Genomic DNA, 24795 nt, shown 5'->3' with positions numbered 1-24795 from the left:
TTCTTTTTCGACGCGGGTCTCAGGCTGCCGGTCCGCCGTCGGCGGTGCCGCCGCCACCGATGACGTCGGTCGCGGATTCGCGGATGTGGTCGACGAAGCCGTACTCCAGCGCCTGCTGGGCGCTGAACCAGCGGTCACGGTCGCCGTCCGCGTTGATCTGCTCGACCGGCTTGCCGGTCTGCGCAGCGGTGATCTCGGCGAGCCGCTTCTTCATGTCGAGGATGAGCTGCGCCTGGGTCTGGATGTCACTGGCGGTACCGCCAAAGCCACCGTGGGGCTGGTGCAGCAGGACGCGGGCGTTGGGCGTGATGTAGCGCTTGCCCTTCGTGCCGCTGGTCAGCAGCAGCTGACCCATGGAAGCCGCCATCCCGATACCGACGGTGACGATGTCGTTGGGCACGAACTGCATCGTGTCGTAGATCGCCATGCCGGCCGTGATGGAGCCGCCGGGCGAGTTGATGTAGAGGTAGATGTCCTTCTCGGAGTCTTCGGCAGCCAGCAGAAGGATCTTGGCGCAGATCTCGTTCGCGTTGTCGTCGCGCACCTCTGAGCCAAGCCAGATGATGCGGTCTCTCAGCAGCCGGTCGAAGACGCTTGTTGCGACCAGGGGTTCGGGCATGTGTGCTCCTGTTTCCGTTCGATCTGGGTTCGAATCTACCGGCGCGTCAGAGGCCCGGTACGCGTGTTCGCCGTCGGCAGATCAGGCGCGTCCTTGCGCGATCTCCCGCGCATAAGCGGTCACGGCGCGGGTGTACATCGGCAGGTGAGGCGCCAGGCTCTGCAGCGCGACGGATGCGGCGCGATCGGGCTCGCCCGCGGACACCAGCGCAAGGCTCAGGAACGCCGCAACCGCGTCGCGCAGGGGACTCCCCGCCGCGCTGACGGACTCCTCCTCCAGCAGGGCGACGGCCTCATCGGAGCGCCCCAGATTGCGCAGCGTGCTGGCCAGCTGGATGACCGCCTGCGTCCGCAGGTCCTCCGGGAGGCCCCCACGGAGCGCGGCCCGGTAGAGCGGCTCGGCCTCTGCTTCCCGCCCGGCCGCGTCGCGGGCGCCCGCCCGCTCGAACAGCGCGCGCGGGTCGGTGGGGTCGCGCTCCGCGGCCAGCGCATCGATCGCGGCGATGCGCTGGCCGTCACGCAGCGTCGCATCGTCCCAGACGGCCGCCACGCGGTCATCCCATGTCTCGGTCACGATCGTCCTTTCATGCAGAAGGGGGTGGATGCCGCAGCATCCACCCCCTTCTTACAAACCGCGTGTCACTCTGCGGCGTCGGTCTTCTTCTTCGCCGGGGCGCGCTTCTTCTTGGCGGGCTTCTCCTCGGCCTCGATGGCCTCGCCTGTGCTGGGCTCGGGCGAAGGCTCGGCCTCGGCGGCGGCCTTCTTCGCGGGGGCACGCTTCTTCTTGGCCGGCTTCTCCTCGGCTTCGACGGCTTCCTCGTCCGCGGCGGCGTCAGCGATCTCCTGGGCTTCCTCGACGACGTCTTCCTCGGCCGCCGCTTCGTCCTCGATGGCGACGAAGCCGCTGAGGTCGACCGGGTTGCCGTTGGTGTCGACGACGTTCACCCGGGCGAGCGCGACGGCCAGGGCCTTGTTACGCGCGACCTCGCCCATGATGGCGGGCAGCTGGTTGCCCTGCTGCAGCGCGTCGACGAACTCCTGCGGCGCCATGCCGTACTGCGCAGCCGACTGGATGAGGTACTGGGTCAGCTCGTCCTGCGACACCTGGACATCCGCCTCTTCGGCGACCTTGTCCAACAGCATCTGCGTACGGAACTGCTTCTCGCTGGCCTCGGCGACCTCGGCGCGGTGCGTGTCGTCCTCGAGACGGTTCTCGTTCTCGAGGTGGGTGTGCACCTCGTCTTCGATGAGCTGCGGCGGCACGGGGATCTCCACCTGGGAGAGGAGCTCGTCCACCAGCTTGTCGCGGGCGGCAGAGCCCTGCGTGAAGTTGGACTGCTGAGCGACGCGGTCCTTCAGGCTCTCGCGCAGCTCGCCGATGGTGTCGAACTCGCTGGCGATCTGCGCGAAGTCGTCGTCGGCCTCGGGGAGCTCGCGCTCCTTGACGGCGGTCACGACGACCGCGACCTCGGCCTCTTCGCCGGCGTGGTCTCCACCGACGAGCTTCGAGCGGAAGGTGGTCTCCTCGCCCGCGGTGAGCGACTCGATCGCCTCGTCGATGCCCTCGAGGAGCTCACCGGAGCCGACCTCGTAGGACACACCTTCGGCGCGGTCGATCTCGGTGCCGTCGATCGTGGCGACGAGGTTCAGCTCGACGAAGTCCCCCGTGGCGGCGGGGCGGTCGACGGTCACGAGCGTGCCGAAGCGGGCGCGCAGGCGGTCGAGCTCCTCGTCGATGGCGGCCTCGTCGACCTCGAGAGCATCCACGGTGATCGTGATGCCTTCGTAGGCGGGCAGGTCGAACTCGGGACGAACGTCGACCTCGACGTCGACGATGAGATCGCCGGAGAAGTCCTTCAGTTCGGGAAGCTCGACGATGTCGGCGTTCGGCCGGCCGAGCACGCGCAGGTTCTGCGCCGCGACGGCCTCACGGTAGAACTTGTCCAGTCCCTCGTTGACGGCGTGCTCGAGAACCGCGCCGCGCCCGATGCGCTGGTCGATGATCGGAGCCGGCACCTTGCCCTTGCGGAATCCCGGAATCTGCACGTCCTGCGCGATGTGCTCGTACGCGTGCGCGATGCTGGGCTTGAGCTCGTCGGGCGAGACCGTGATGTGCAGCTTCACCCGCGTCGGGGTGAGCTTCTCGACGGTGCTGTTGACCATGCCTTTTCGTTCTCCTTGTGATGGTCCGCGCGCAGAAGCGGCGGTCATACGTTTGGGTCTGAGGGATCCGACCGTCGGGGCGACAGGATTTGAACCTGCGGCCTCCCGCTCCCAAAGCGGGCGCTCTACCAAGCTGAGCTACGCCCCGGGCGGTGCGCACGTGCGCGCACGACGAACGTCCCCCGGAAGTCTAGTCGATCCGCCCGTGCCAGATCTGTGCCCACATCCCGAAGCCCTTCGGCGGCACGTCCGTTGCAGCCTCGCTTGCGCCGATGCGCACGGATGCGGCGCGGGCGGCGCGGCTCCGGAGCGGGCGCGGTGCGGATGTGGCGCGGGCGGCGCCGGTGCGGAGCGGGCCGGTGGGGGCGCGGTGCGGGCGCGGTGCGGATCCGGTGCGGGCGGCTCGCGAGTCATGCGTCCAAGAGCGGCGCGGCGTTCGGTTAGACTCGGGGATGCTGCGGCGCAGGCCGCTGCGGGGATGTAGCTCAATGGTAGAGCCTCAGTCTTCCAAACTGATGGTGCGGGTTCGATTCCCGTCATCCCCTCCACATCCGCGAGAAACGACAATCCGGACGAGACACCACGCGCCGCGTGACGTCTCGTCCGGATTCTTGTTTCTCGGAGCGGGACGCGGGGGGCGGTCGGAGGCTCCGCGCGCCTCGCCGCCGCAAGCGAGGGCGCGGGGACGCCGCCATCCCCCGCGAGACCCCCTTGGGCGTCTACTCGCGATGTGCGTGGGCCGTGGCTCGTGCAGTTCGGGAGGAGATGTGCGTTCGGGAGGACCGAATCCGACGACTCCGTCCTCCGCAGTGCACATCTCCTCCCGAGCTGCTCCCTCCGGAGCTGCCCGCCGCACGCTGTGGGCGCTGCGCGCGCAGGCCGTGGCGGCAGCGCACCGCAGCGCACGCCGACGCACGCCCACGACCATCAGGGCCTACCGGCACGTGCAGGTCGGGAGGAGATGTGCGTTCGGGAGGACCGAATCCGACGACTTCGTCCTCCGCAGTGCACATCTCCTCCCGAGCTGACCGCCGCGCGCCGCGCGGGAGCGAGACCCGAGGGGCGGCGGGGTGGCTTCCTGTTATCACCCCGTACCAAGGGAGGAGGCGAACATCGTCCTTCCGGGTGATGTGCCGCCACACGAGCGCCGCTTAGCGTCGCACCATGGACGTCTTCGCGCTGTTCCACCCGTCCGCACACGACGCGCGGCTGGACTGGCAGACGCGGAACCAGCTTCCGGCCCCCGCCCCATCTGCGGGTGAGGGGCCGCGGCTCGGCGAGATCCAGGATGGGCGCATCGTCATCGAGGTCTCCCCCGCCCCCTGACGCGGGCCCGGCCCCTCATTCGATCGCGGCGACGAAGCTCTCCGGCAGCACGACGTTCTCCGGTGCGCCCGCGAAGAACCCGGCCACCTGCTCGGGCGTATAGCCGGCGATGCCGCAGCCGACCTCGGTCACGAGGAACCTCAGCTCCGGATGCTGCCGGGCGAAGTCGAGGAACCGCCCGGCCTGCTCCTCGAACACGCCGAGACCCGACATCGTGTCGATGCCGTACGACTGGCCCTGCAGCCCTTCGGACTGGCCCCAGACCGCACCGAACCGGTCATACGCGAACCGCGCTGCTCCCCCGCCATGCGCGCCGGACGCGTTCGACCCGAAGACGAAGACCTCGCCCGGCTGCAGGACCTCGATGCGCATGGGCCGACGCTACGCCGGGTCCGCCGCCGCGTCCACGGCCGCCGCGTGCGTGCGGACGTGGTCACGGTAGATGTCCGCGTTCGCACGCAGGCGGGCGCGTTCCTCGCCGGTCAGCTCGCGCCGCACTTTCGCGGGCACCCCAGCGACGAGGGAGCCGTCCGGGATGACGCTGCCCTCGAGGACGACGGCGCCCCCGGCGATGAGGCATCCGGCGCCGATGACCGCGCCGGAGAGAATGACGCTGCCCATGCCGATGAGCGACCCGTCGCCGATCGTGCACCCATGGACGACCGCGTTGTGCCCCACCGAGACGTTCTCGCCGATGCGCACCGGGTGTCCGGCATCCACGTGCACCGACACATTGTCCTGCAGATTGCTGCCGGCCCCGATCGTGATGGGGGCGCTGTCGGCCCGGAGAACCGCGTTGTACCAGACGCTCGACTCGGCGGCGAGAGTCACATCACCCACCACACGTGCCCCCGGTGCGACGAAGGCGGACGCATCCACGGAGGGGGTCGAACCAGGGAGGGCCAGAACGGTGGCGTCGGCGGCGATCGTCATGAGGCGAGCCTACTGAGAGCCCGCGAGCGCCTCCCCGACCGCCTCGGTGAACCACGGTGCCAAGGTGTCGGCGAACGTCACGGTCAGGTGGTCCTGATCGCGGTACACGTTCGCGCCGCCCACGACCGGCGAGCAGAGCTCCTCCGTGCAGTAGACGTCGGTGAAATCGAGCAACGTGACGCCCTCGGCACCCTCCGCGGCAGCGCGCAGCGGGTCGTCCGCAACGAGCACCTCCGACCGCGCTCCCTCGCACGACGCGGCATCTCGCGTGCGCAGGCACTTGTTCGGGTCGGTCTCCCACACCGGGTTGTCCACGACGGTGATCACCGGGACGCCGCGGTCGGTCATCGCCGACCACGCCTCGCGGTAGCCCGCGACCGCCGCGTCGAACGAGGAGTCGTACCCCGCGGCGGAGAACGGCGTCGTGGCGAGGGCCGCCGTGAAGACCGCGTCGACGTCGGCCTCCTGCAGCTCGGTCGCGACGCTGTCCCGCCACTGGGTGCAGGCGTCTCCGAAGGACCCGGGCGTTGACAACGGCGTCGTGTTCCACGGGCAGGCACCCTTGAAGAACGTCGTCAGGTGCCATCCCTCGTTCTCGGCGATCCGCTGGAAGGTGGACAGCAGCTGGTAGGCGTGGCTGTCACCGACGAGGGCGACGGTCGGAGCATCCGGATCGTCCGAACCGAACTCGCACAACACCGCGCGGGCGTTGTTCAGCTGCACGAAGCACTGTTCGTCGGCGGGGCGATCGACGCCGGCGAAGCCGGGCGCGGGCAGGATCGTGTCGTCCCATTCCGTTCCGGCGCAGCCGGCATCCAGCACCGCGGCCGCCCCGAAGCACTCCGGGGGATCTTCGCGCAGCTGCTCGAGCGCCTGTACGCCATCCCGATACGCCGGCGCGTTCACGGCCCACGCCCCCGCGGCCACCGCGCCCACGACCACCATCGCGGCCAGTGACGACCACAGGGTCACGCGCGCGGGGCGGGATGTCAGCACACGCCACGAGCGCGCCGGATCCTCGACGAAGCGCTTGGTCAGCCACGCGAGCACGAAGCACAGCACGAGGAGCGCGACACGGTGGTAGATCGTCAATCCCCAGAACGGCACCGACGGTGCGATCACGATCAGCGGCCAGTGCCACAGGTACAGCGAATAGGAGATGTTCCCCACGAACTGTGCGGGGCGGAGGGCCAGCACCCGGGTCGGGTACCACCACCGTTTCGTATTGGACGCAGCGATGATCGCGGCGGCTCCCAGGGTCGGGAGGGCGGCGGCGTAGCCGGGGAACGGGGTCTGGCCGTCGAAGCGGAACGCGACGTAGAGCAGCACAAGAACGCCGCCCCATCCGAGGATGAAGCTGACCACCGGATGCTGCACCCGCAGCAGCGGGACGAGGGCGAGCATCGCGCCCACCCCGAACTGCCACATCCGCCCGAAGGTCACGAAGTACGCCGGTGCGGGGTCGGTCAGCGTGAAGAAGACGCAGAAGACGAACGAGGCGATGGACACGACACCGAGGACGATCACCACGGTGCGGCGCGTCGATCCGTGGAGCCACTTCACCGCGATCCACGCGGCGAGGAGCATCAGCAGGGGCCACAGGACGTAGAACTGCTCTTCGAGAGACAGCGACCAGTAGTGCTGCACGGTGGTGGGCTCCCCACCGTGGCCGAGGTAGTCGGCGGAGTTGAGGGCGAGGAACCAGTTCTCCACGTAGAACGTGGATGCGACGATCTCCTGCACCTCGTTCGGCAGCGCGGATGTCGGCGTCAGGTACGGGGACATCGCCACGATCGCGCAGAACAGCAGGACCAGGAGGGATGCGGGAAGAAGCCGGCGGGCGCGTCGGGCCCAGAACTGGCCCAGGCGGACGGTACCGGTCGCCGTCAACTCGCGCATGAGGTGGGACGTGATGAGGAAGCCCGAGATCACGAAGAAGATGTCGACGCCGACATAGCCGCCCGGCAGGCGCCCCGGCCAGAAGTGGTAGAGCACGACGAAGAGGACCGCGATTGCGCGCAGGCCCTGCACATGCGGAAGGAACCGCGCCGGCTCCGCGTGCTCGGGCGAACGGTCCACGGGGATGCGGCGGCGCACATCGGCCGGATCGCCGAGGTGCTGCGGAGCGGGGGTCGGGTCGGCGGAAGGCACCACTCGACGGTAGTCGACACAGCAGGCGGTCCCCGGGATTTGCGCGGGTTCGCGCGGATGTAAGCCCAGCCTTCGCTTGCTTGCGGAATGTTCCGCCCTGAGTAGCGTTGGTCCTCACGGGCATCTCCTGCCCAGTACGGAGGCGAGAAATGACTCACACGCAGACCACACCGGCCACCGCTGCCGACCCCACCGTGGCAGCAGCCGCCGCACAGTTCCTCAGCCCGGTCGTCGTCGGGCTGACAGCCCTGTCGGTCAACGGCAAGCAGGCGCACTGGAACGTGCGCGGATCCAACTTCATCGCGATCCACGAGCTCCTCGACACCGTCGTGGAACACGCTCGCGAATGGTCCGACGACGCCGCCGAGCGGATCGTCGCACTCGGCCTCCCCGTGGACGGTCGCCTGACGAGCGTCGCCGAGAAGTCCACGTCGGCCGTTCGCGCGGGCTTCACGCAGTGGGAAGAGATGGTGCGCGACGTCATCTCCGACATCGACACCGTACTCACCGACCTGCAGGTCGCCATCGACGGCCTCGACGAGATCGACCTCACGAGCCAGGACGTCGCTGTCACCATCAAGGAAGGCCTGGAGAAGGACCGCTGGTTCCTCTTCGCCCACCTCGCGGAGTAATCCGCCACGTTCGAAGCCCCCGGCCGCCGCAGAGCAGCCGGGGGCTTCGTCGCGTCAGGCCGCGAAGGTGACGCGCCCGGCGACGAGCGTGGCGGTCACCCGCATTCCCCGCATCCCCGCCTCGTCGGCGGTCCGCGGGTCGCTCTCACAGAGCGCGAGATCAGCCAGGGCGCCCGGCTCGATCCGTGCGCCGGAGGTCGAACCTCCCGCCGTGGATGCCCCGAGGGCGGTATCCACGTCGATCCGCTCGTGCGGCCGCCACGGCTCCCGCCCTCCCCGCGTGCGGAACACCGCGCCGGCGATCGCCGCCCACGGATCGAGGGGGGAAACGGGTGCGTCGGATCCGAACTGCAGGTTCGCGCCGCTGTCGGCGAGGGAGCGCAGCGGATACGGGTGCGCCGTCTGACCCGCCCACACGGTGTCGGTGAGGTCGCGGTCATCCAGCGCATGTTCCGGCTGCACGCTGGCCGCCACGCCCAGGCGGGCGAACCGGGGGATGTCCGTGTGCGCCACGAGCTGCGCGTGCTCGATCGTTCCTGTGGCACCCGTGGCCGCGAAAGCGTCGAGCGCGGACGTGTTGGCCACGTCGCCGATCGCATGGACGAAGCACGCCAGACCTGCCCCGGTGGCGCGGCTCATGAGATCCAGCAGCGTCTCGGCGTCCACCGTGAGGACCCCGCGCTCGCCGGTTTCCGGATAGGCGTGTGAGCAGGCGGCCGTGCGGGTACCGAGCGAGCCGTCTGTGATGACCTTGAATCCGCCCGTCCGCACCAGCCGGGAGGTGCTGCCGCGAACCGCGTCGCCGCTGCGCAGTCCTTCGGCGATCGCACGGTCCAGATCTGAGGGGTAGATGCCGTACGACACCCGGAGGGTGTCGAATCCCTGGGAAGTGCGGCGCATCCAGGCCTCGTCGTTCCATGCCATGTCGAGGTCGACGATGCCGACCACGCCACGCGCGGCGGCCTCCTGCGCGAGGCGATGGACCTGACGGTCACCCGCCGTCGCGTCGACGGCGTTGAGTCGACGCGAGACCTCGAAGGCGCCCTCCTCCCGGAGCATCCCGTCATCGTCGGCGCGCAGACCTTCGCGGCGAAAGGCGGCGGAGTTGAGCCACGCACTGTGCACGTCGGCGTTGACAAGGTAGGTCGGCACCTCGCCGGTGGCGGAATCGAGCAGCTCGAGGGTCGGAGCATCCGCCCAGAACGCGTCACGGAAGCCGACGCCGATCCGCCGGCCGTCGATCGGCGCGGCGGCACCCATGATCGCCGCCGCCTCGGCGGCGGAATCCGCGGACCCCAGCGGCACGCGTACCCCCGCCATCGCGGCCTGGAGCATGTGGACGTGATGGTCCCAGAGGCCGGGAATCAGCCACGCGCCCTCTGCATCGAGCACCGCGCCGACCGGCGGGAGTGCCCCCGATGGTGCGATGTCGGTGATGCGCCCGTCGGTGACGAACACGTCGACCGGACCGTCGTCCAGGAGCATTTCGCGGCCGGCCCCCGCTACGCGGGCACCGCGGATGGTGCCGATGGCCTCCCCGATCATGCGCGGGGTCGCGCGTCGGCGGCGCGCTGCATCTCCGCGGCCAACCGCGCGTCGGCGTACGGACCCGATGCGGAGAGTTCGGCGATGATCGTCTCGACGACCTCCGGTGTCTTGTTCTGGCTGAGCTTGCGCTTGGCGACGACGCGCCGCGGGGTGAGGCGGAAGCCGACGGTCCCCTTCTCCAGGCGCTCGACGAAGGTCGCGTCGTTGGGGAGCTCCCACAGCTGCCGCGGCTGCGGCAGCCGGTTTTCGAACCGCGCCACGAGGCGGTCGAGGATGCGGAGGTTCTCCTCGGGGCTGAGCAGCTCGGGCACACCGGTCAGGTGTGCCGAGACGAAGTTCCACGTGGGGACGGATGCGACGTCGCCGTACCAGCCGGGCGAGATGTAGCCGTGCGGGCCCTGCACGACGACGAGGAGCTCACGTTGGCCGAGGCCGTGGATGAGGTCGTCGGGCTTGCCCACATGCCCGACGATGGTCAGGTCGTCGCGGTCGTCGTCCAGGAGGACGGCGTAGTGCGACGCGACGAGCCCCTCGTCGGTGGCACTGACGAGGGTGCCCCAGGGGTTCTCCTCGACCAGCCGCCGCAGCTCGCCCACGTCCGTCATCGCGAAGCTCGGATTCTGCCGCATCCGGCCAGCCTACGACCCGCGCTCGACTCGATGCCGAACCCTCCTCCTGCACCGTTCGGTACGTTTGATGCCATCGAAGGAGTCGCACGTGGCGTGGAGTACTCGTGAACTCGCCCACCTGGCGGGGACGACGGTGAACACAATCCGGCACTATCACCGGTTGGGCCTGCTCGATGTCCCTGAGCGCAGGTACAACGGTTACAAAGAATACGAGGTACGGCATCTGGTGTGTCTCCTGCGTATCCGGCGTCTCGTCGATCTGGGGGTACCGCTGTCTCAGATCGGGGAGGTGGCCGCAGGTGGGGGCAGCACGCCAGAGGCGCTGAGGGATCTGGACGCTGAGCTTGCGGCGAGGATCGAGCGCTTGGAGCAGGCGCGGTCAGATATCGCGGCCATCCTGCGCGACCGTGCGCCGGCCGACGCACCCGCAGGCTTCGAGTCCGTGGCGTCACAGCTCTCCGAGGCCGACAATTCGATCCTCCACATCTATACGCGGTTGTACGACGAGGACGCGCTCGCGGATGTGCGGAAGATGGTCGAGGCCGACACCGACGCCGTCGGCGCCGAAATCGACGCGCTCCGCGCGGATGCGGACGAGGCGACCAGGCGGCAGCTTGCCGAACGGCTCGCGCCGGTGATCGCGCGGAACATGATCGACTACCCCTGGCTGAACGATCCGAAGGCGCACCTGTCGAAGGGCCCGCAGGTCACGCAGCAGACGTTCATAGACGCACTCGTGGAGCTGTACAACCCCGCTCAGCTCGACGTGCTGGGCCGTGCCAGCGTCCTCGCCCACGAGCAGCTCCGCCGCGCATCCGAACAGAGCGGGGAGGCTGACTGACATCCCTGTCGGCCAGCGCTTGACCATGTCCTGAGAACACGGTTTCTACTGGGGATCAGCCGGGACAGATCCCGGCGTCTCGCCATCTCTTCAAGGAGCCGTTCCGATGAATCCCATCGAAGAACTCGTCCAGAACTTCCAGAATCTCGTGGCCCAGGTGCCCGAACTCATCCAACCGTTCATCGTCATGCTCGCCGGCGCCATCCCCTTCATCGAAGGCGAAGGAGCGGCCATCATCGGCATCGTCGGCGGAATCAACCTGTTCGTCGCCGCGATCGCTGCGGCAGTGGGCAATTTCGTCAGCGTGCTCCTCGTCGTGCTTCTCAGCTCGGGTGCACGAACCGCCGTCGTCAACCGCCAAGCCAGCCGGACCGCCGCCGTGGGCAGCGCCGGAGGCGTGACCACGATGGAAGCGCCCGTCGCGAAACCGGAGTCGAAGGGACGCCTGCGCTTCCAGAAGATGCTCGTCCGATTCGGTGTGCCCGGTGCCAGCATCCTCGGCCCCCTGGCGATCCCCACCCAGTTCACCTCCGCCATACTCGTGGCCGGCGGGACCTCCCGAGCGTGGGTGCTGCTCTGGCAGGGCATCGCCATCGCCATCTGGACCACGGTCGCGACCGTCTCGCTGTGGCTCGCGCTCCAGGTCGTCCTGGGGGCGTGAGCCTCCCTACCTCGGTCGACTCGCCAGAAAACGTCGCAAACCGGGCCGAAATCGCGCATAAGTTGGCGAGTCGACCGGAGGTTCAGGCCTGGTCGCGCGGGCACCAGTACAGGTTCCGCCCGGCGGCCTCTTCCACCAGGATCGTCGTGCCGCAGATGCGGCACGGGAGGCCCGCGCGGTGGTAGACCCAGTGCCGGTCGTCGCGGCTCGCCATCGCCCGGCGGTAGCCGTCCGGGTCGAGGTCGTCCATCGTCATCATCTGTCCGGTCTCGACACCGATGGTGAGCAGCCGCACCCAGTCTCGCCAGATGGCGCGGACGACCTCTTCGGGGACGTCTCGCCCCGGGGTATGCGGATTCTGCCGCGCGCGGAACAGCAGCTCGGCCCGGTAGACGTTGCCGATGCCACTCACGACGGACGGATCCATCAGCAGCAGTCCGATCGGCGTCGCCTTCCGGCGGACGGTGGCGACGAACCGCTCCTCGCCGGCGGCCGCACCGTCGACCAGCGGATCCGGACCCAGCTTCGCGATCGTCGCGGCGACCTCGTCCGGGGTCTGCAGAACACACGCGGTGGGGCCGCGGAGGTCTGCGCAGGTGACGTCCGTGAGGAGTCGCAGGCGGACCTGCCCGACCACCGGCGGCGGCCACTCGCTCTCCTCCTCCATCCCGGTGGTCTGCTCCGACATGCGCACGCGACCGCGCGCCTTGCGGGGAGCGCCGATCGATGAAAGCGAGTTCTCCCCGGCACCGTCCAGGATCGGTGCGTCGCCGAGCTCGGTGCCGCGCTGGTTCGTCTGGCCCATCCGGCCGTTCGCCGAGGCGATCGTCGGGTCGACGAGGATCTCGCCGGCGAAGTCCCAGGCGCCGTAGAGCCCGAGGTGCACGCGCAGCCAGAGGTCGCCCTCGAATTGCAGGAACATCTGCTTGCCGACCGCGCGGGCGGCGAGCACCTCGCGCCCATCGATCAGCGACGCGCCTTCGACGAACCGGCCCTGCGGACTGGATGCGGCGACCCGGCGCCCCACGAAGTTACGGTCGAACTGGCGAGCGATGCGGTGGACGGAATGCCCTTCGGGCATCAGCCGGCCTCGGGATCGAAGGTGTCACTGGCATCGAGCACGTCGGGGCCGGCGGTGGTGGCACGCGGATCCGGCGCGAGCGCACCGTCCTCCTCGAAGGCCGCGATCTGAGCGATGCGTCGCGCGTGCCGCTCTTCACCGGAGAACGGCGTCGCGATGAACCGGTCGATGAAGGATGCCGCCTCGTCGAAGGTGTGCTGACGCGCCCCGATGGCGATGACGTTCGCATCGTTGTGCTGGCGCGCGAGCTCTGCGGTCGGGATGTTCCACACCAGCGCTGCACGCACACCGCGGACTTTGTTCGCCGAGATCTGCTCGCCGTTGCCGGATCCGCCGAACACGACGCCCAGCGTTTCGATGCCCGCTTCCTGGTCGCGCACGACCGCCTGAGCGGCGCGGATGCAGAACGCCGGATAGTCGTCCACCGCGTCGTACTCCAGGGGGCCGTGGTCGATGACCTCGTGCCCCTGTGCCGCGAGGTGATGCTGCAGCTGGGTCGAGAAGTCCAGACCGGCATGGTCGGTGGCGATGTGGATGCGCATGCCAGACATTTTATGGAGCCACCCCGGCGGCGGCGGGCTTGAAACCCGCCCGCACGTTCTCGCAGCAGCCGGGTCGGCAGACGTCGAACCAGGGGCCGAGGGCGGTCGTGTGAGGGCGGTCGGCCGCGGGTGTGCCCCGGAGCCGCTCCTGGATGAGGTCGACGAGGCCGGACACGTATGCCGGGTCGACCCCGGGCGTCGGCGTGCGCACCGCCCGCAGCCCGGCCTCGGCGGCGGCCTCCATGGCCTCGGTGTCGAGATCCCAGAGGACTTCCATGTGGTCGCTGACGAAGCCCAGCGGCACGATGGCGACCGCCTCGACCCCCTGAGCCGGAAGCTCCGCGATGACCTCGTTGACGTCAGGTTCCAGCCACGGCTGGGTGGCCGGACCTGAGCGGGACTGGTAGACGAGCTCCCACGCCACGTCGGCGGTTGTGGCCGCCACTTCCGTCATGACGAGCTCGGCGACAGCACGATGCTGCGCAGCGTATGCGCCGCCCTCCCCGAAGTCGACGTCGCGCGGACCGGATCGTTGAGCGTCCGCCAGGGGGATGGAGTGAGTGGAGAAAAGCACGCGGATCGCGGCCGGAGCCACGCCCTCGGCGAGGAAACCGGCTACCGCGGTGCGGACCCCCTGGATGAAGGTGGAGACGAAGCCGGGGTGGTCGAAGAACTGGCGGACCTTGTCGATGGTCACGGTCTCTCCGAGGCCCGTCGACTCCAGAACGCGGGCGAAGTCCTCGCGGTACTGCCGGCAGCTGGAGAACGAGCTGTACGCGCTGGTCGCGATCGCGAGAAGCGTCGTGTCGCCCGCCGCCGAGGCATCCTGGACCGCCTCCTCCAGGTACGGCGCCCAGTTGCGGTTCCCCCAGTAGACCGGCAGATCGAGGTCGCGTCGGGCGATCTCGGCCTCCAGCGCCGCCTTCAGGGCTCGGTTCTGGGCGTTGATGGGACTCACGCCGTCGAAGTGGCGGTAGTGATGAGCCACCTCTTCCAGACGCTCGTCCGGGATGCCCCGCCCCCGGGTGACGTTCCGCAGGAACGGGATGACATCATCCTGACCCTCCGGCCCCCCGAAGCCGGCGAGGAGGATCGCGTCGTACGCGACCGGCTCCTCCACCCACGGCAGACCGGCACGCGCTGCGGGACTGGCGTACGGGACCTGGTCGGATTCGTACGGAGGGTGGGGGGCATCGTGGGGCACTCCCCCATCCTCTCATCGTCCACCCGGTCCTTCTCCGGGCGGGCGCCGACGCTAGGCTGAGACGGTTGCCGCCGGCGTCAGCAGCGCCGCCCGCGACATCCGCCCTGACACCCCTGGGAGCATGCACGTGCCTGGAGAGAACCTCACCCGCATCGAAGCGCAGGAACGCCGCGCCATCGTCGACACGCAGTCGTACGAGGTCGCCCTGGATCTGACCCGGGGTCCCGAGATCTTCGGATCGCGGACGATCATCCGCTTCAGCGCCACCGATGGCGCCGACACCTTCGTCGACCTGATCGCGCGCGACGTGCGCGAAATCACCCTCAACGGCCGCTCGGTCGACCTCGGCGCCTTCGCCGACTCGCGCATCGCGCTGACCGGACTAGAGCGCGAGAACGAACTCATCGTGGATGCGGACTGCCTCTACACCAACACCGGCGAAGGCCTGCATCGCTTCGTCGACCCGGTGGACGGAGAGGTGTACCTCTACTCGCAGTTCGAGGTGCCCGACTCGCGGAGGATGTACGCCGTCTTCGAGCAGCCCGACCTGAAGGCGACGTTCCAGTTCACCGTCACCGCGCCGGAGCCGTGGGCGGTGGTCTCGAACTCCCCCACCCCCGAGCCCCAGCGGCACGGGGACGGCACGGCGACGTGGCGATTCGAACCGACCCCGCGGATCTCCTCGTACATCACAGCCCTCATCGCCGGCCCGTACGAGTCGACGTTCTCCGAGTTGACGAGCGCCTCCGGCCGGGTCATCCCCCTCGGCGTGTACGCACGAAAGAGCCTCTGGCAGCACCTGGACGCCGACTACGTCTTCGACAAGACGCGTCAGGGATTCGCGTACTACGAGGAGAAGTTCGCCTACCCGTACCCCTTCGCCAAGTACGACCAGCTCTTCGTCCCGGAGTTCAACGCCGGCGCCATGGAGAACGCCGGCGCGGTGACGTTCACGGAGTCGTACGTCTTCCGCAGCAAGGTGACCGACGCGATCAAGGAGCGTCGCGTCGTGACGATCCTTCACGAACTCGCGCACATGTGGTTCGGCGATCTCGTGACCATGAAGTGGTGGAACGGGCTGTGGCTGAACGAGTCGTTCGCCGAGTGGGCGTCGACGATCGCCACCGCCGAAGCCACCGAGTGGACCGAGGCCTGGACGACCTTCAACGCCATGGAGAAGACCTGGGCGTACCGGCAGGATCAGCTGCCTTCGACGCACCCGGTCGTGGCCGAGATCAACGACCTCGAAGACGTTCAGGTGAACTTCGACGGAATCACCTACGCCAAGGGCGGCTCTGTGCTCAAGCAGCTGGCGGCCTGGGTCGGGATCGAGCAGTTCTTCGCCGGCGTCGCGGCGTACTTCGCCAAGCACGAGTGGTCCAACACCGAGCTCGGCGACCTGCTGACCGAGCTCGAAGCCACCAGCGGTCGCGAGCTGACCGCCTGGTCGAAGAAGTGGCTCGAGACGGCCGGCGTCAACACGCTGTCCCCGCTCATCGATGAGTCCGGGGACGGCACGATCTCCCGGTTCGCGATCGTTCAGACCGCTCCGGCGGATTACCCGACGATCCGCCCGCACCGTCTCGGCGTCGGGTTCTACGACCTCACCGACGGCGGGCTCGAGCGAGTGCACTACCTGGAGCTCGACGTCGACGGCGACCGGACGGATGTCCCCGAGCTCAAGGGCCAGAAGCGACCCGACCTGGTGCTTCTGAACGACCGTGATCTCGCCTACGCCAAGATCCGTCTGGACGACCGGTCGCTGCGGACGGCGATCGCGCACCTGAAAGACATCCGCGAACCCCTCGCGCGTTCGCTGGTGTGGGGTGCGGCCTGGGACCAGACCCGCGATGCGGAAGCGTCTGCGAGCGACTACGTCGACCTCGTGCTCGCGAACATCGGCTCCGAGACGGAGTCGACGACCGTACGCACCACCCTCGCGCAGCTGCAGCTTGCTGCGAACTCCTACGTCGCCCCCGACAGGCGGGATGCCACGCGCACGCGCGTCGCCGAGAGCCTCTGGCAGCTCGCGCAGGGTGCCGATGCGGGGAGCGACAACCAGCTGCAGTTCGTGACCGCGTTCGCCTCAGCCGCGGCTACGGCGGAGCAGTGGGCGCAGGTCCGTGCCCTGCGCGACGGCGAGGCGCGTCTCGAGGGCCTCGAGGTCGACACCGACCTCTCGTGGCAGCTTCTCGTGTCGCTCGCCGCAGGCGGACTCGTCGACGTGGCCGACATCGACCGCGCACTGGCCGCCGACAACACCGCCAAGGGCGGTGAGTTCGCCGCACAGGCGAAGGCGGCCATCCCCGACGCGGCGGCCAAGACGGCCGCGTGGGAGTCCCTGGTCACGACGGATGATGCTCCGAACACCATCGTGCGTGCGGTCGCGGCGGGATTCGTCCACCCCGCGACCGTGACCGAACTCGCCGAGTTCGTCACGCCCTACTTCGACATGCTTCTGCCGGTGTGGGAGTCGCGGACGTACCAGATCGCCCAGTACCTCATCGTGGGGCTCTACCCGGCGCCCCTGGCCAACCGCGCGCTGCGCGACGCCACGCGCGCCTGGCTGTCGGCGCATCCCGACGCGCCGCCGGCCCTCCGCCGTCTCGTGCACGAGAACCTCGCGGGCGTCGAGCGCGCCCTCTCCGTGCAGGACCGCGACGCGGAGGATTAAGAATCGCCCGACCGGATGCCTCGACGCTCAGCCGGCGCCGAGGCATCCGTCGTTAGCATGGCTGGGATGCCTGTTCTCTTCGCCCCCTCGCTCCCGCCCGTCACCGATCCCGACTTCTGGACGACTCTCGGCGAAGGCGCGATCGTGTTCGGCTTCCGGGCCCTCAACGTCATCGTCGTGATCGTCGTCAGCGTCCTGATCGCCTGGGGGCTCCGCTTCGTCATCCGTCGTGTGGTCGGGCGGATCGTCAACGGCGCCAAGAACAAGGCGAACGTCGACGACACGCAGGCGCTCGACCGTTCACCGATCGCGGCCGTGCGACTCGTCCAGCGGACGCGGACGCTCGGCTCCATCCTGCAGAACATCGTGAACGTGGCGATCGTCGTCGTGGCGCTCGTCCTCATCGCCGGCATCGTCGCCCCCGACGTTCTGGCGTCGTTGACGCTGCTCACCGCCGCGATCGGCGCGGGTCTGGGCTTCGGTGCGCAGAACATCGTCAAGGACGTGCTGAACGGGATCTTTCTCGTCGCGGAGGACCAGATCGGCATCGGCGACGTCGTCGACCTGGGGTTGGCCACCGGTGTCGTCGAGTACGTCAGCGTGCGCATCACCCACGTCCGCGATGTCAACGGCACCCTCTGGTACGTGCGCAACGGTGAGATCACCCGCATCGGCAACATGTCGCAGGGGTGGTCGCGCGTCATCATCGACCTGGCCGTCCCGGTCGACGCGGACATCGCGGAGGTCGAGGCGACGATGCTGGACGCCGCGCAGGCGCTCACCAAGGACGCGAAATGGCGCACGCGTGTCATCGAGCAGCCCGAGGTGTGGGGCCTGGAGTCGATCGCGGGCGATGCTCTGGTCATCCGCCTGGTATTGAAGACCCGGGCCAACGCGAAAGACGACGTCGCACGCGAACTACGGATGCGGCTGAAGCACGCGATGGACGATCTGGGACTGAAGCTGCCGCAGCTCAGTTCGATCGTGCTGAGCGGAATCGAAGGCGCCCAGCGCGTCCGCGGGGCGAACCCGCCGAAGACCAAGCCCACCGCGGTTCCCACCCCCGAACGCCCGGTGTGGAAGCCGCGGCGCAAACGCGACGCGGATGCGGACGCCGCATCCCAGGCCGGAGCATCCGGCGCTGCGGCCCCCGCCCCGAAGACGCCACCGGCCAAGCGCGCCCCGAAGAAGCCCGCGTCCGACGCGCCCGAGGGGACCGGCGCATGAGCGAGCCGCTTGCCTTCTATGAGGAGATCGGCGGGGAGCCGGTCTTCCGCCGCTTGGTCGATATCTTCTACCGCGAGGTGGCGCGCGACGACGTGCTCAAGCCGATGTACCCCGAGGAAGACCTCGGTCCGGCGCAGGAGCGTCTGACCCTCTTCCTCATGCAGTACTGGGGCGGCCCGGGAACGTACAGCGAGGGGCGCGGACATCCCCGGCTGCGGATGCGACACCTCCCCTTCGCCGTCGATGCCGACGCGCGCGACCGCTGGCTCCGCTGCATGCGCACGGCCGTGGATGAATTGAACCTGCCGCCGCTTCACGAGGCCACACTGTGGGACTACCTGTCGCGAGCGGCGCATGCGATGGTGAACACGGTCGACACCACGGGTGCCCGGGGCGGACGACCGTCGCTCCCCCTGGCGGGAGACGACCGACGCTGACCGCCACGACGACGAGGGAGTCGCCATGACCGTCCAGACCTACGAGACCGACGTCCTCATCATCGGATGGGGACTGTCCGGACTCGTCGCCGCCCGCGAGGCTGTCCGGGCGGGCAAGCGGGTGGCCATCGTCGACCAGGAACCGCGCACGAACCTCGGCGGCCAGGCATGGTGGTCGTTCGGTGGACTGTTCTTCGTCGATTCCCCCGAGCAGCGCCGAATCGGCATCAACGATTCGCTCGACCTCGCCCGGCAGGATTGGTTCGGCACGGCAGGGTTCGACCGCGTCGAAGACGCCCGCCCCCGCGAATGGGCAGAGGCCTACCTCGCATTCGCGGCCGGCGAGAAGCGGGCGTGGTTGAAGGAGCTCGGCGTCGGGTTCTTCCCGATCGTCGGGTGGGCCGAGCGCGGCGGCTACACCGCGACGGGACCGGGGAACTCCGTCCCCCGCTTCCACATCACGTGGGGCACCGGTCCCGGCGTGGTTGCCCCCTTCCAGGTCGCCGTCGAGGAGGCCGAGCGCGACGGCCGCGCGGTTCTTCTTCCCCGCCATCGCGTCACCGAACTCCTCACCGTGGACGGCGTCGTCACGGGTGCCGCCGGCGACATCCTCGCCCCGAGCGGATCGCCTCGGGGCGCAGCATCCTCTCGCGAGAGCATCGGAGGATTCCGGATCACCGCCGGCGCGACGATCGTGTCCTCCGGCGGTATCGGCGGCAATCACGACCTGGTGCGCTCCCAATGGCCGGCGAGGCTGGGGAGTGCGCCGACGTCGATGGTCGCCGGCGTTCCGGCCTACGTGGATGGGTCGATGCTGGCGATCGCGGCATCCGCGGGCGGCCGGCGCATCAACGGCGACCGGATGTGGCACTACGTCGAAGGCATCCGCAACTGGGATCCGGTGTGGGCGAACCACGGCATCCGCATCCTTCCGGGGCCGTCGTCCGTATGGCTCGACGCCACCGGGGCGCGGCTGCCCGCACCCCTCTTCCCCGGGTTCGACACGCTCGGAACCCTCGCGCACCTGCGGGCCACCGGCCACGACCACTCCTGGTTCGTGCTGTCATCCCGCATCGTCGAGAAGGAGTTCACCCTGTCGGGCAGCGAGCAGAACCCGGACTTGACGGGGAAGGACCTGGGGCTCCTCGTCCGCTCGCGCCTCGGCAAGGGCGCGGCCGGACCGGTGCAGGCGTTCCTCGACCACGGAGCGGACTTCGTCGTACGGGACGACCTGGACGCGCTGATCGCCGGGATGCGGGAACTGCCCGGCGGCGAGGTCCTCGACCCGGCACGGGTGCGCACCGAGCTGGAGGCGCGGGACCGGGAGATGGCGAACGACTTCACCAAGGACGCGCAGATCGCCATGCTGCGATCGGCGAGAGCTTTCCGCGGCGACCGGATCATCCGCACGGCCGCGCCCCACCGCATCCTCGATCCTGCGGCCGGGCCGCTCATCGCCGTGAAGCTGCACGTGCTGACGCGAAAGTCCCTCGGAGGTCTCGAGACCGATCTCGGCGCACGCGTGCTCGCCGCCGACGGGGCGCCTGTCCCCGGCCTGTATGCGGCGGGCGAGGCGAGCGGCTTCGGCGGGGGCGGGATGCACGGCTATCGCGCGTTGGAGGGAACCTTCCTCGGCGGATGCCTCTTCTCCGGACGCGTCGCCGGCCGTACCGCCGCCGCCGCGGTGTAGCCGCCGGCCGCCGGTCGAAGCCGGGCGAAGCCGGGCCATTCGGGAGGAGATGTGCACTCCGGAGGTTCAAATACGCCGGATGCGCCCTCCCCCACGCACATCTCCTCCGCAGCCGCCCGGCCGGGCGCGCACCCGGGGCAGCCAGGAAACCTCAGAAGGCGGGTAGCTCCGAGTGCGAGCCGCCCGGGAGGAGATGTGCACACCGGAGGTCCTATTACCCCGAATCCGCCCTCCTCAACGCACATCTCCTCCGCTAGCGCCCGCCCCGGACCAGCACCCGCCGCAGCCCGCACGCCTCGGACGGCGGTCCGCCCCGGCGCGCGAGCCGCCCGGGAGGAGATGTGCACACCGGAGGTCCGAGAACGCCGGATGCGCCCTCCCCAGCGCACATCTCCTCCCCTAGCGCCCGCCCCGGACCAGCACCCGCCGCAGCCAGCACGGCTCGGACGGCGGTCCGCCTCGGCAGCGCGCGAGCCGTCCGGGAGGAGATGTGCACTGCGGAGGTCCAAATACGCCGGATGCGCCCTCCCCAACGCACATCTCCTCCCCAACCGCCCGGCCACATCTCCTACCTGACCGCCCGGCCTAGATGTCCTCCCCGACGGCCCGGCTAGATCTCCTGCCCCACGGACGTCTCCCCACAGCTGTCCGGCTAGGTCCCGGAGGAGGGCGAGCCGGTGCGACGCACGGGGGTCAGGCCAGAGCGCATGGGACCGCGGACGAGGATGTGTCCGCGGACCAGGGTGATCCGAGTCCAGGGTCCCGCCGTCCGTACCACCGCCTTCTCCTCGCCCGCGATGAACCCGAGCGCGAAGGCGGCGAAGGCCACGCCGAGGGGAAGACCGCCGAGCGATTCGTCGGGGGGACCCCACACGTGAGCGCGCACGGCGCGCACCGCGTCCTCGCCCGCGTCGGCGGGCACGCCGTCAGCGACCGCGGCCATCCCCCACTGCGCCCGCGCTGCGAGGGTGGATGCTGCGAGCTCGCCGGCCGCGACCCACCCGGCCCGCGGGGGCGAAACGCCCGCCCACGCGGCCGAGACCGCGGTTTCGGGCAGCGCGACGGCCGCGTTGTCGTCGAGCGCGATCGTCAGGGCATCTGCGGGCACGAGCAGATCGCACTCCAGGTCGGGGTCCACCGCCATCGCCCGCATCCCGAGCACGGTCGGGGTGGCGTCCAGAAGCCCACGCGGCGCCAGCGGGGCGGAGGTCACCACAAGCGTGCCTCCCGCCGCGCGCAGCCGCACCGTCCCATCGCCGAGCGGCGCGGCGCGTGCAGCGAAGGTGAGCACGTCGGCCGCGGCATCGGGGTCGGGGAAAACAAGGCGCGCAGACACCCGCCCTAAACTATCAAGGGGCGGAGCACAGCCGCCCGTCTGGAGGACGAGTGTCGGACGCGATCGACCCGGTGGGCGCACTTCTGCACGTGCTGGATCTCAAGGATGCCGGCGCCCGCACCTCCGAAGACATCTTCACCGGCGCATCGCACGCGATGCCGAGCGGGCGCGTCTACGGCGGTCAGGTACTCTCGCAGTCCGTGGTGGCCGCGTCCCGAACGCTCCCCGCCGGACGCATGATCCACTCCATGCACGGGTATTTCCTCCGCCCGGGCGACGTGAACTCCGGCATCACGTTCTCGGTGGATCGCATCCACGACGGCCGGTCGTTCTCCACCCGCCGCACGCAGGCCTTCCAAGACGGAGTGCCGATCTTCTCCATGATCGCGTCGTTCCAGGACGACAACCCGGGCGTCGACCACCAGGAGCCCATGCCCGATGTCCCCGCGCCCGAGGACCTGCCCGACCCGGCGCTAGGCCCGGAGGCGCAGCATCCCATGACCCGCAGGCTCTTCACCGAGCGGCCGGTCGACCTGCGGCATGTGCCGTCGCCGATCTACTTCGCGGTCGAGGGCGAGGCGTCGCCCCACCAGGCGGTGTGGATGCGCGCGCGCCGGCGGTTGCCCGATGACCGGCTGCTGCACCGCGCGGCCCTCGGCTACCTCAGCGACCTCACCATCCAGGAGCCGATCCTGCGCGCCCACGGCATCTCGTGGGCGCGTCCTGGCCTGAAGGTCGCAAGCCTGGACCACGCGATGTGGTGGCACCGGGACGCGCGTGTGGACGAGTGGCTCCTCTACGTGCAGGACTCCCCCAGCGCACGCGGTGGACGGGGCCTCGCCACCGGGCGGATCTACACGCGCGAGGGTGTGCTGGCGGCCAGCGTCGCGCAGGAGATCACCGTCCGCGTCCCTCAGGACTGACGGCGCCGCCGATGGTCGATCGGCTCGTCGAGGAACGGCGTCCACGCGGCGCGCTCTTCGGCGTTCCAGCGGATGGGGCGCCCCGAGGCCGTGTCGACGATCACGACGACGGCCGTCGCTCGCGCGTAGAGGACCGGCGGCTCGACGCCCAGCGGGCTGAACACCTCGAAGCACACGTCGGCGCTCGACCCGCCGATGCGGCCGATCCACAGCTGCACGTCCAGCGGGCGCTGCCCGTAGGGCACCGGCCGGTAGTACTCGATCTCCTGGCGGGCGATCAGCGTCGCCCGCGCCCCGCCGTTCTCGAGCACGTCCATGTCGAACACCGCCGTGGGCAGTGGCTCATCCGTCCCGTCGCCCCGCCAGAAGGCACGAAGACGCGCCTCTTCCAGAAGCTTCAGCATCGACGTGTTGTTGACGTGGCCCAGCGCGTCCAGATCGCCCCACCGCAGATGGATGGGGATGTGCAGGCGGGGCCCGTCAGTCACGAGTGAGCTTGCGATACGTCGACCGGTGCGGGTTGGCGGCGTCCGGCCCGAGACGCTCGATCTTGTTCGTCTCGTACGCCTCGAAGTTGCCCTCGAACCAGTACCACTTGTCGGGGTTCTCCTCCGTGCCCTCGTACGCGAGGATGTGCGTTGCAATGCGGTCGAGGAACCACCGGTCGTGCGTGATGACCACGGCGCAACCCGGGAACTCCAGCAGCGCGTTCTCCAGGCTCGACAGCGTCTCGACGTCCAAGTCGTTCGTCGGCTCGTCCAGCAGCAGCAGGTTGCCGCCCTCCTTGAGCGTGAGGGCGAGGTTCAGCCGGTTACGCTCTCCGCCGGAGAGCACACCCGCCTTCTTCTGCTGATCGGGCCCCTTGAACCCGAACTTGGAGACGTAGGCGCGCGAGGGGATCTCGATCTTGCCCACGGTGATGATGTCCAGGCCGTCCGAGACGACCTCCCAGAGAGACTTGTTCGGGTCGATGTTGGAGCGCGTCTGATCGACGTAGCTGATCTTGACCGTTTCGCCGATCTTCAGATCGCCACCGTCAAGGGGTTCGAGACCGACGATCGTCTTGAACAGCGTGGTCTTGCCCACGCCGTTCGGACCGATCACACCCACGATGCCGTTCGGCGGAAGGCTGAAGCTGAGCCCGTCGATAAGCGAGCGCCCGTCGAAGCCCTTCTTCAGGTTCTTCGCCTCGATGACGACGCTGCCCAGGCGCGGCCCCGGCGGGATCTGGATCTCCTCGAAGTCGAGCTTCCGCGTGCGGTCTGCCTCGGCGGCCATCTCCTCGTACCGGGCAAGGCGCGCCTTCGACTTGGTCTGACGCCCCTTCGCGCTGCTGCGCACCCACTCGAGCTCGTCCTTCAGGCGCTTCGCGAGCTTGGCGTCCTTCTTGCCTTGGACGTCGAGACGCTCGGCCTTCTTTTCCAGGTACGTCGAGTAGTTGCCCTCGTAACCGATGAGCCGGCCCCGGTCGACCTCCGCGATCCACTCCGCGACGTGGTCGAGGAAGTACCGGTCGTGGGTGACGGCGATGACGGCGCCCTTGTACGCCTGCAGATGCTGCTCGAGCCACTGCACGCTCTCGGCGTCGAGGTGGTTCGTGGGCTCATCGAGCAGCAGGAGGTCCGGCTTCTGCAACAGCAGCTTCGCCAGCGCGACCCGACGCTTCTCTCCACCCGAGAGCGGACCGACGGCAGCGTCACCGGGAGGGGTGCGCAGCGCGTCCATGGCCTGCTCGAGCTGCGAGTCGAGGTCCCAGCCGTCCGCGGCGTCGATCTCCTCCTGCAGCGTGCCCATCTCGGCCAGCAGCGTGTCGAAGTCGGCATCGGGGTCGGCCATGAGACCGGAGATCTCATTGAAGCGGTCCAGCTTGGCCTTGACCGCGACACCCTCCTGGATGTTCTCCAGCACCGTCTTGGTCTCGTCGAGCACCGGCTCCTGCATGAGGATCCCGACCGAGAACCCCGGTGCGAGTTTGGCCTCCCCGTTGGACGGGGTGTCCATCCCGGCCATGATCTTCAGGATCGTCGACTTGCCCGCGCCGTTCGGACCCACCATGCCGATCTTGGCACCGGGAAGGAACGCCATCGTGACGTCGTCGAGAATCAGCTTTTCGCCCACGGCCTTACGGGCGCGCACCATCGAGTAGATATATTCCGCCATAACCCGTCCAGTCTACGGT

Annotated in this window: 22 protein-coding genes, 2 tRNA genes and 1 pseudogene; 10 read left to right on the top strand and 15 right to left on the bottom strand. The window is 69.2% G+C overall.

Going from position 1 to position 24795, the window contains the following annotated elements:
* Window positions 1-19: 19 nt before the first annotated feature.
* The 4 genes and pseudogenes from AC4FS1_RS03260 to AC4FS1_RS03245 form a co-directional block, all read right to left on the bottom strand.
* Window positions 20-631: pseudogene (locus AC4FS1_RS03260) on the bottom strand (ATP-dependent Clp protease proteolytic subunit); the annotation flags it as partial.
* A 69-nt stretch (window positions 632-700) separates the two neighbouring features.
* Complete coding sequence (locus AC4FS1_RS03255) at window positions 701-1192, bottom strand: tetratricopeptide repeat protein (RefSeq protein WP_491152594.1); 492 nt, start codon at window positions 1190-1192, stop codon at window positions 701-703.
* Window positions 1193-1257: 65 nt separating this feature from the next.
* Window positions 1258-2781, bottom strand: a complete 1524-nt coding sequence (tig, locus tag AC4FS1_RS03250; RefSeq protein WP_491152591.1) for a trigger factor — start codon at window positions 2779-2781, stop codon at window positions 1258-1260.
* A 74-nt stretch (window positions 2782-2855) separates the two neighbouring features.
* Window positions 2856-2929, bottom strand: a tRNA-Pro gene (locus AC4FS1_RS03245).
* A 326-nt stretch (window positions 2930-3255) separates the two neighbouring features.
* Between AC4FS1_RS03245 and AC4FS1_RS03240 the strand changes: the two genes are divergently transcribed.
* Window positions 3256-3329: transfer RNA gene (locus AC4FS1_RS03240), tRNA-Gly, on the top strand.
* A gap of 616 nt (window positions 3330-3945) precedes the next feature.
* Entirely contained in the window at window positions 3946-4107 is a 162-nt protein-coding gene (locus AC4FS1_RS03235; RefSeq protein WP_491152590.1) for a hypothetical protein, read from the top strand.
* 15 nt (window positions 4108-4122) lie between these two features.
* Here the strand turns inward: AC4FS1_RS03235 and AC4FS1_RS03230 are convergent, their stop codons facing one another.
* The 3 genes from AC4FS1_RS03230 to AC4FS1_RS03220 are packed head-to-tail and all read right to left on the bottom strand — an operon-like array spanning window position 4123 to window position 7191.
* Window positions 4123-4479 (bottom strand): A1S_2505 family phage non-structural protein, encoded by a 357-nt coding sequence (locus tag AC4FS1_RS03230; RefSeq protein ID WP_491152588.1) that lies wholly within the window; start codon window positions 4477-4479, stop codon window positions 4123-4125.
* A 9-nt stretch (window positions 4480-4488) separates the two neighbouring features.
* Window positions 4489-5040, bottom strand: a complete 552-nt coding sequence (locus tag AC4FS1_RS03225) for a gamma carbonic anhydrase family protein (protein ID WP_491152586.1) — start codon at window positions 5038-5040, stop codon at window positions 4489-4491.
* 9 nt (window positions 5041-5049) lie between these two features.
* Window positions 5050-7191 carry an acyltransferase family protein gene (locus tag AC4FS1_RS03220; RefSeq protein ID WP_491152584.1) on the bottom strand — a complete coding sequence of 714 codons (2142 nt, stop codon included), beginning with the start codon at window positions 7189-7191 and terminating at the stop codon, window positions 5050-5052.
* 149 nt (window positions 7192-7340) lie between these two features.
* Between AC4FS1_RS03220 and AC4FS1_RS03215 the strand changes: the two genes are divergently transcribed.
* On the top strand, window positions 7341-7823 hold the full coding sequence (locus tag AC4FS1_RS03215) for a Dps family protein (RefSeq protein WP_491152582.1): 483 nt from the start codon (window positions 7341-7343) through the stop codon (window positions 7821-7823).
* A gap of 54 nt (window positions 7824-7877) precedes the next feature.
* Here AC4FS1_RS03215 and AC4FS1_RS03210 read toward each other — a convergent pair whose 3' ends face one another.
* On the bottom strand, window positions 7878-9368 hold the full coding sequence (locus AC4FS1_RS03210; protein WP_491152580.1) for an amidohydrolase: 1491 nt from the start codon (window positions 9366-9368) through the stop codon (window positions 7878-7880).
* Window positions 9365-10000: an FMN-binding negative transcriptional regulator gene (locus AC4FS1_RS03205; RefSeq protein ID WP_491152578.1), complete on the bottom strand. Its 636-nt coding sequence runs from the start codon at window positions 9998-10000 to the stop codon at window positions 9365-9367. The genes AC4FS1_RS03210 and AC4FS1_RS03205 overlap by 4 nt, the downstream gene beginning before the upstream one ends.
* 88 nt (window positions 10001-10088) lie before the next feature.
* Between AC4FS1_RS03205 and AC4FS1_RS03200 the strand changes: the two genes are divergently transcribed.
* Entirely contained in the window at window positions 10089-10841 is a 753-nt protein-coding gene (locus AC4FS1_RS03200; RefSeq protein ID WP_491152576.1) for a MerR family transcriptional regulator, read from the top strand.
* A 106-nt stretch (window positions 10842-10947) separates the two neighbouring features.
* Window positions 10948-11502, top strand: coding sequence for a small multidrug efflux protein (locus AC4FS1_RS03195; RefSeq protein WP_491152574.1), 555 nt, complete (start codon window positions 10948-10950; stop codon window positions 11500-11502).
* An 82-nt stretch (window positions 11503-11584) separates the two neighbouring features.
* Here the strand turns inward: AC4FS1_RS03195 and AC4FS1_RS03190 are convergent, their stop codons facing one another.
* From AC4FS1_RS03190 to AC4FS1_RS03180, 3 genes are read right to left on the bottom strand one after another with little or no spacing between them, the layout of a single operon-like run.
* Window positions 11585-12583, bottom strand: coding sequence for an Fpg/Nei family DNA glycosylase (locus tag AC4FS1_RS03190; RefSeq protein WP_491152572.1), 999 nt, complete (start codon window positions 12581-12583; stop codon window positions 11585-11587).
* Window positions 12583-13125 carry a ribose-5-phosphate isomerase gene (locus tag AC4FS1_RS03185; protein WP_491152570.1) on the bottom strand — a complete coding sequence of 181 codons (543 nt, stop codon included), beginning with the start codon at window positions 13123-13125 and terminating at the stop codon, window positions 12583-12585. Before AC4FS1_RS03185 ends, AC4FS1_RS03190 begins: the two co-directional genes overlap by 1 nt.
* A gap of 10 nt (window positions 13126-13135) precedes the next feature.
* A complete protein-coding gene (locus tag AC4FS1_RS03180; protein WP_491152569.1) occupies window positions 13136-14329 on the bottom strand; it encodes a ferrochelatase in 1194 nt (397 codons plus the stop codon).
* A 127-nt stretch (window positions 14330-14456) separates the two neighbouring features.
* Between AC4FS1_RS03180 and pepN the strand changes: the two genes are divergently transcribed.
* The 4 genes from pepN to AC4FS1_RS03160 all read left to right on the top strand — a co-directional run bounded on the left by pepN (window position 14457) and on the right by AC4FS1_RS03160 (window position 20357).
* On the top strand, window positions 14457-17003 hold the full coding sequence (pepN, locus tag AC4FS1_RS03175; protein WP_491155634.1) for an aminopeptidase N: 2547 nt from the start codon (window positions 14457-14459) through the stop codon (window positions 17001-17003).
* Between the two features lie 66 nt (window positions 17004-17069).
* Complete coding sequence (locus AC4FS1_RS03170) at window positions 17070-18230, top strand: mechanosensitive ion channel family protein (protein ID WP_491152568.1); 1161 nt, start codon at window positions 17070-17072, stop codon at window positions 18228-18230.
* Complete coding sequence (locus AC4FS1_RS03165; RefSeq protein ID WP_491152566.1) at window positions 18227-18667, top strand: globin; 441 nt, start codon at window positions 18227-18229, stop codon at window positions 18665-18667. The genes AC4FS1_RS03170 and AC4FS1_RS03165 overlap by 4 nt, the downstream gene beginning before the upstream one ends.
* 25 nt (window positions 18668-18692) lie before the next feature.
* A complete protein-coding gene (locus AC4FS1_RS03160) occupies window positions 18693-20357 on the top strand; it encodes an FAD-binding dehydrogenase (protein ID WP_491152565.1) in 1665 nt (554 codons plus the stop codon).
* Window positions 20358-21009: 652 nt separating this feature from the next.
* On the opposite strand, the gene AC4FS1_RS03155 is transcribed toward AC4FS1_RS03160, so the two are convergent.
* A complete protein-coding gene (locus AC4FS1_RS03155; RefSeq protein WP_491152564.1) occupies window positions 21010-21693 on the bottom strand; it encodes a DUF8185 domain-containing protein in 684 nt (227 codons plus the stop codon).
* 50 nt (window positions 21694-21743) lie between these two features.
* Here AC4FS1_RS03155 and AC4FS1_RS03150 point away from each other — a divergent pair, with 50 nt between their 5' ends.
* Window positions 21744-22616, top strand: a complete 873-nt coding sequence (locus AC4FS1_RS03150) for an acyl-CoA thioesterase (RefSeq protein WP_491152562.1) — start codon at window positions 21744-21746, stop codon at window positions 22614-22616.
* On the opposite strand, the gene AC4FS1_RS03145 is transcribed toward AC4FS1_RS03150, so the two are convergent.
* Window positions 22607-23104, bottom strand: a complete 498-nt coding sequence (locus tag AC4FS1_RS03145) for an acyl-CoA thioesterase (protein WP_491152560.1) — start codon at window positions 23102-23104, stop codon at window positions 22607-22609. The genes AC4FS1_RS03150 and AC4FS1_RS03145 overlap by 10 nt on opposite strands.
* Complete coding sequence (gene ettA / locus AC4FS1_RS03140) at window positions 23097-24776, bottom strand: energy-dependent translational throttle protein EttA (RefSeq protein WP_491152558.1); 1680 nt, start codon at window positions 24774-24776, stop codon at window positions 23097-23099. Before ettA ends, AC4FS1_RS03145 begins: the two co-directional genes overlap by 8 nt.
* Window positions 24777-24795 lie beyond the last annotated feature (19 nt).

The organism is Microbacterium sp. Z12_35, from assembly GCF_058310475.1.
The sequence above is the reverse complement of the archived record's forward strand: the minus strand, read 5'-3'. Positions and strand labels throughout refer to the sequence as shown.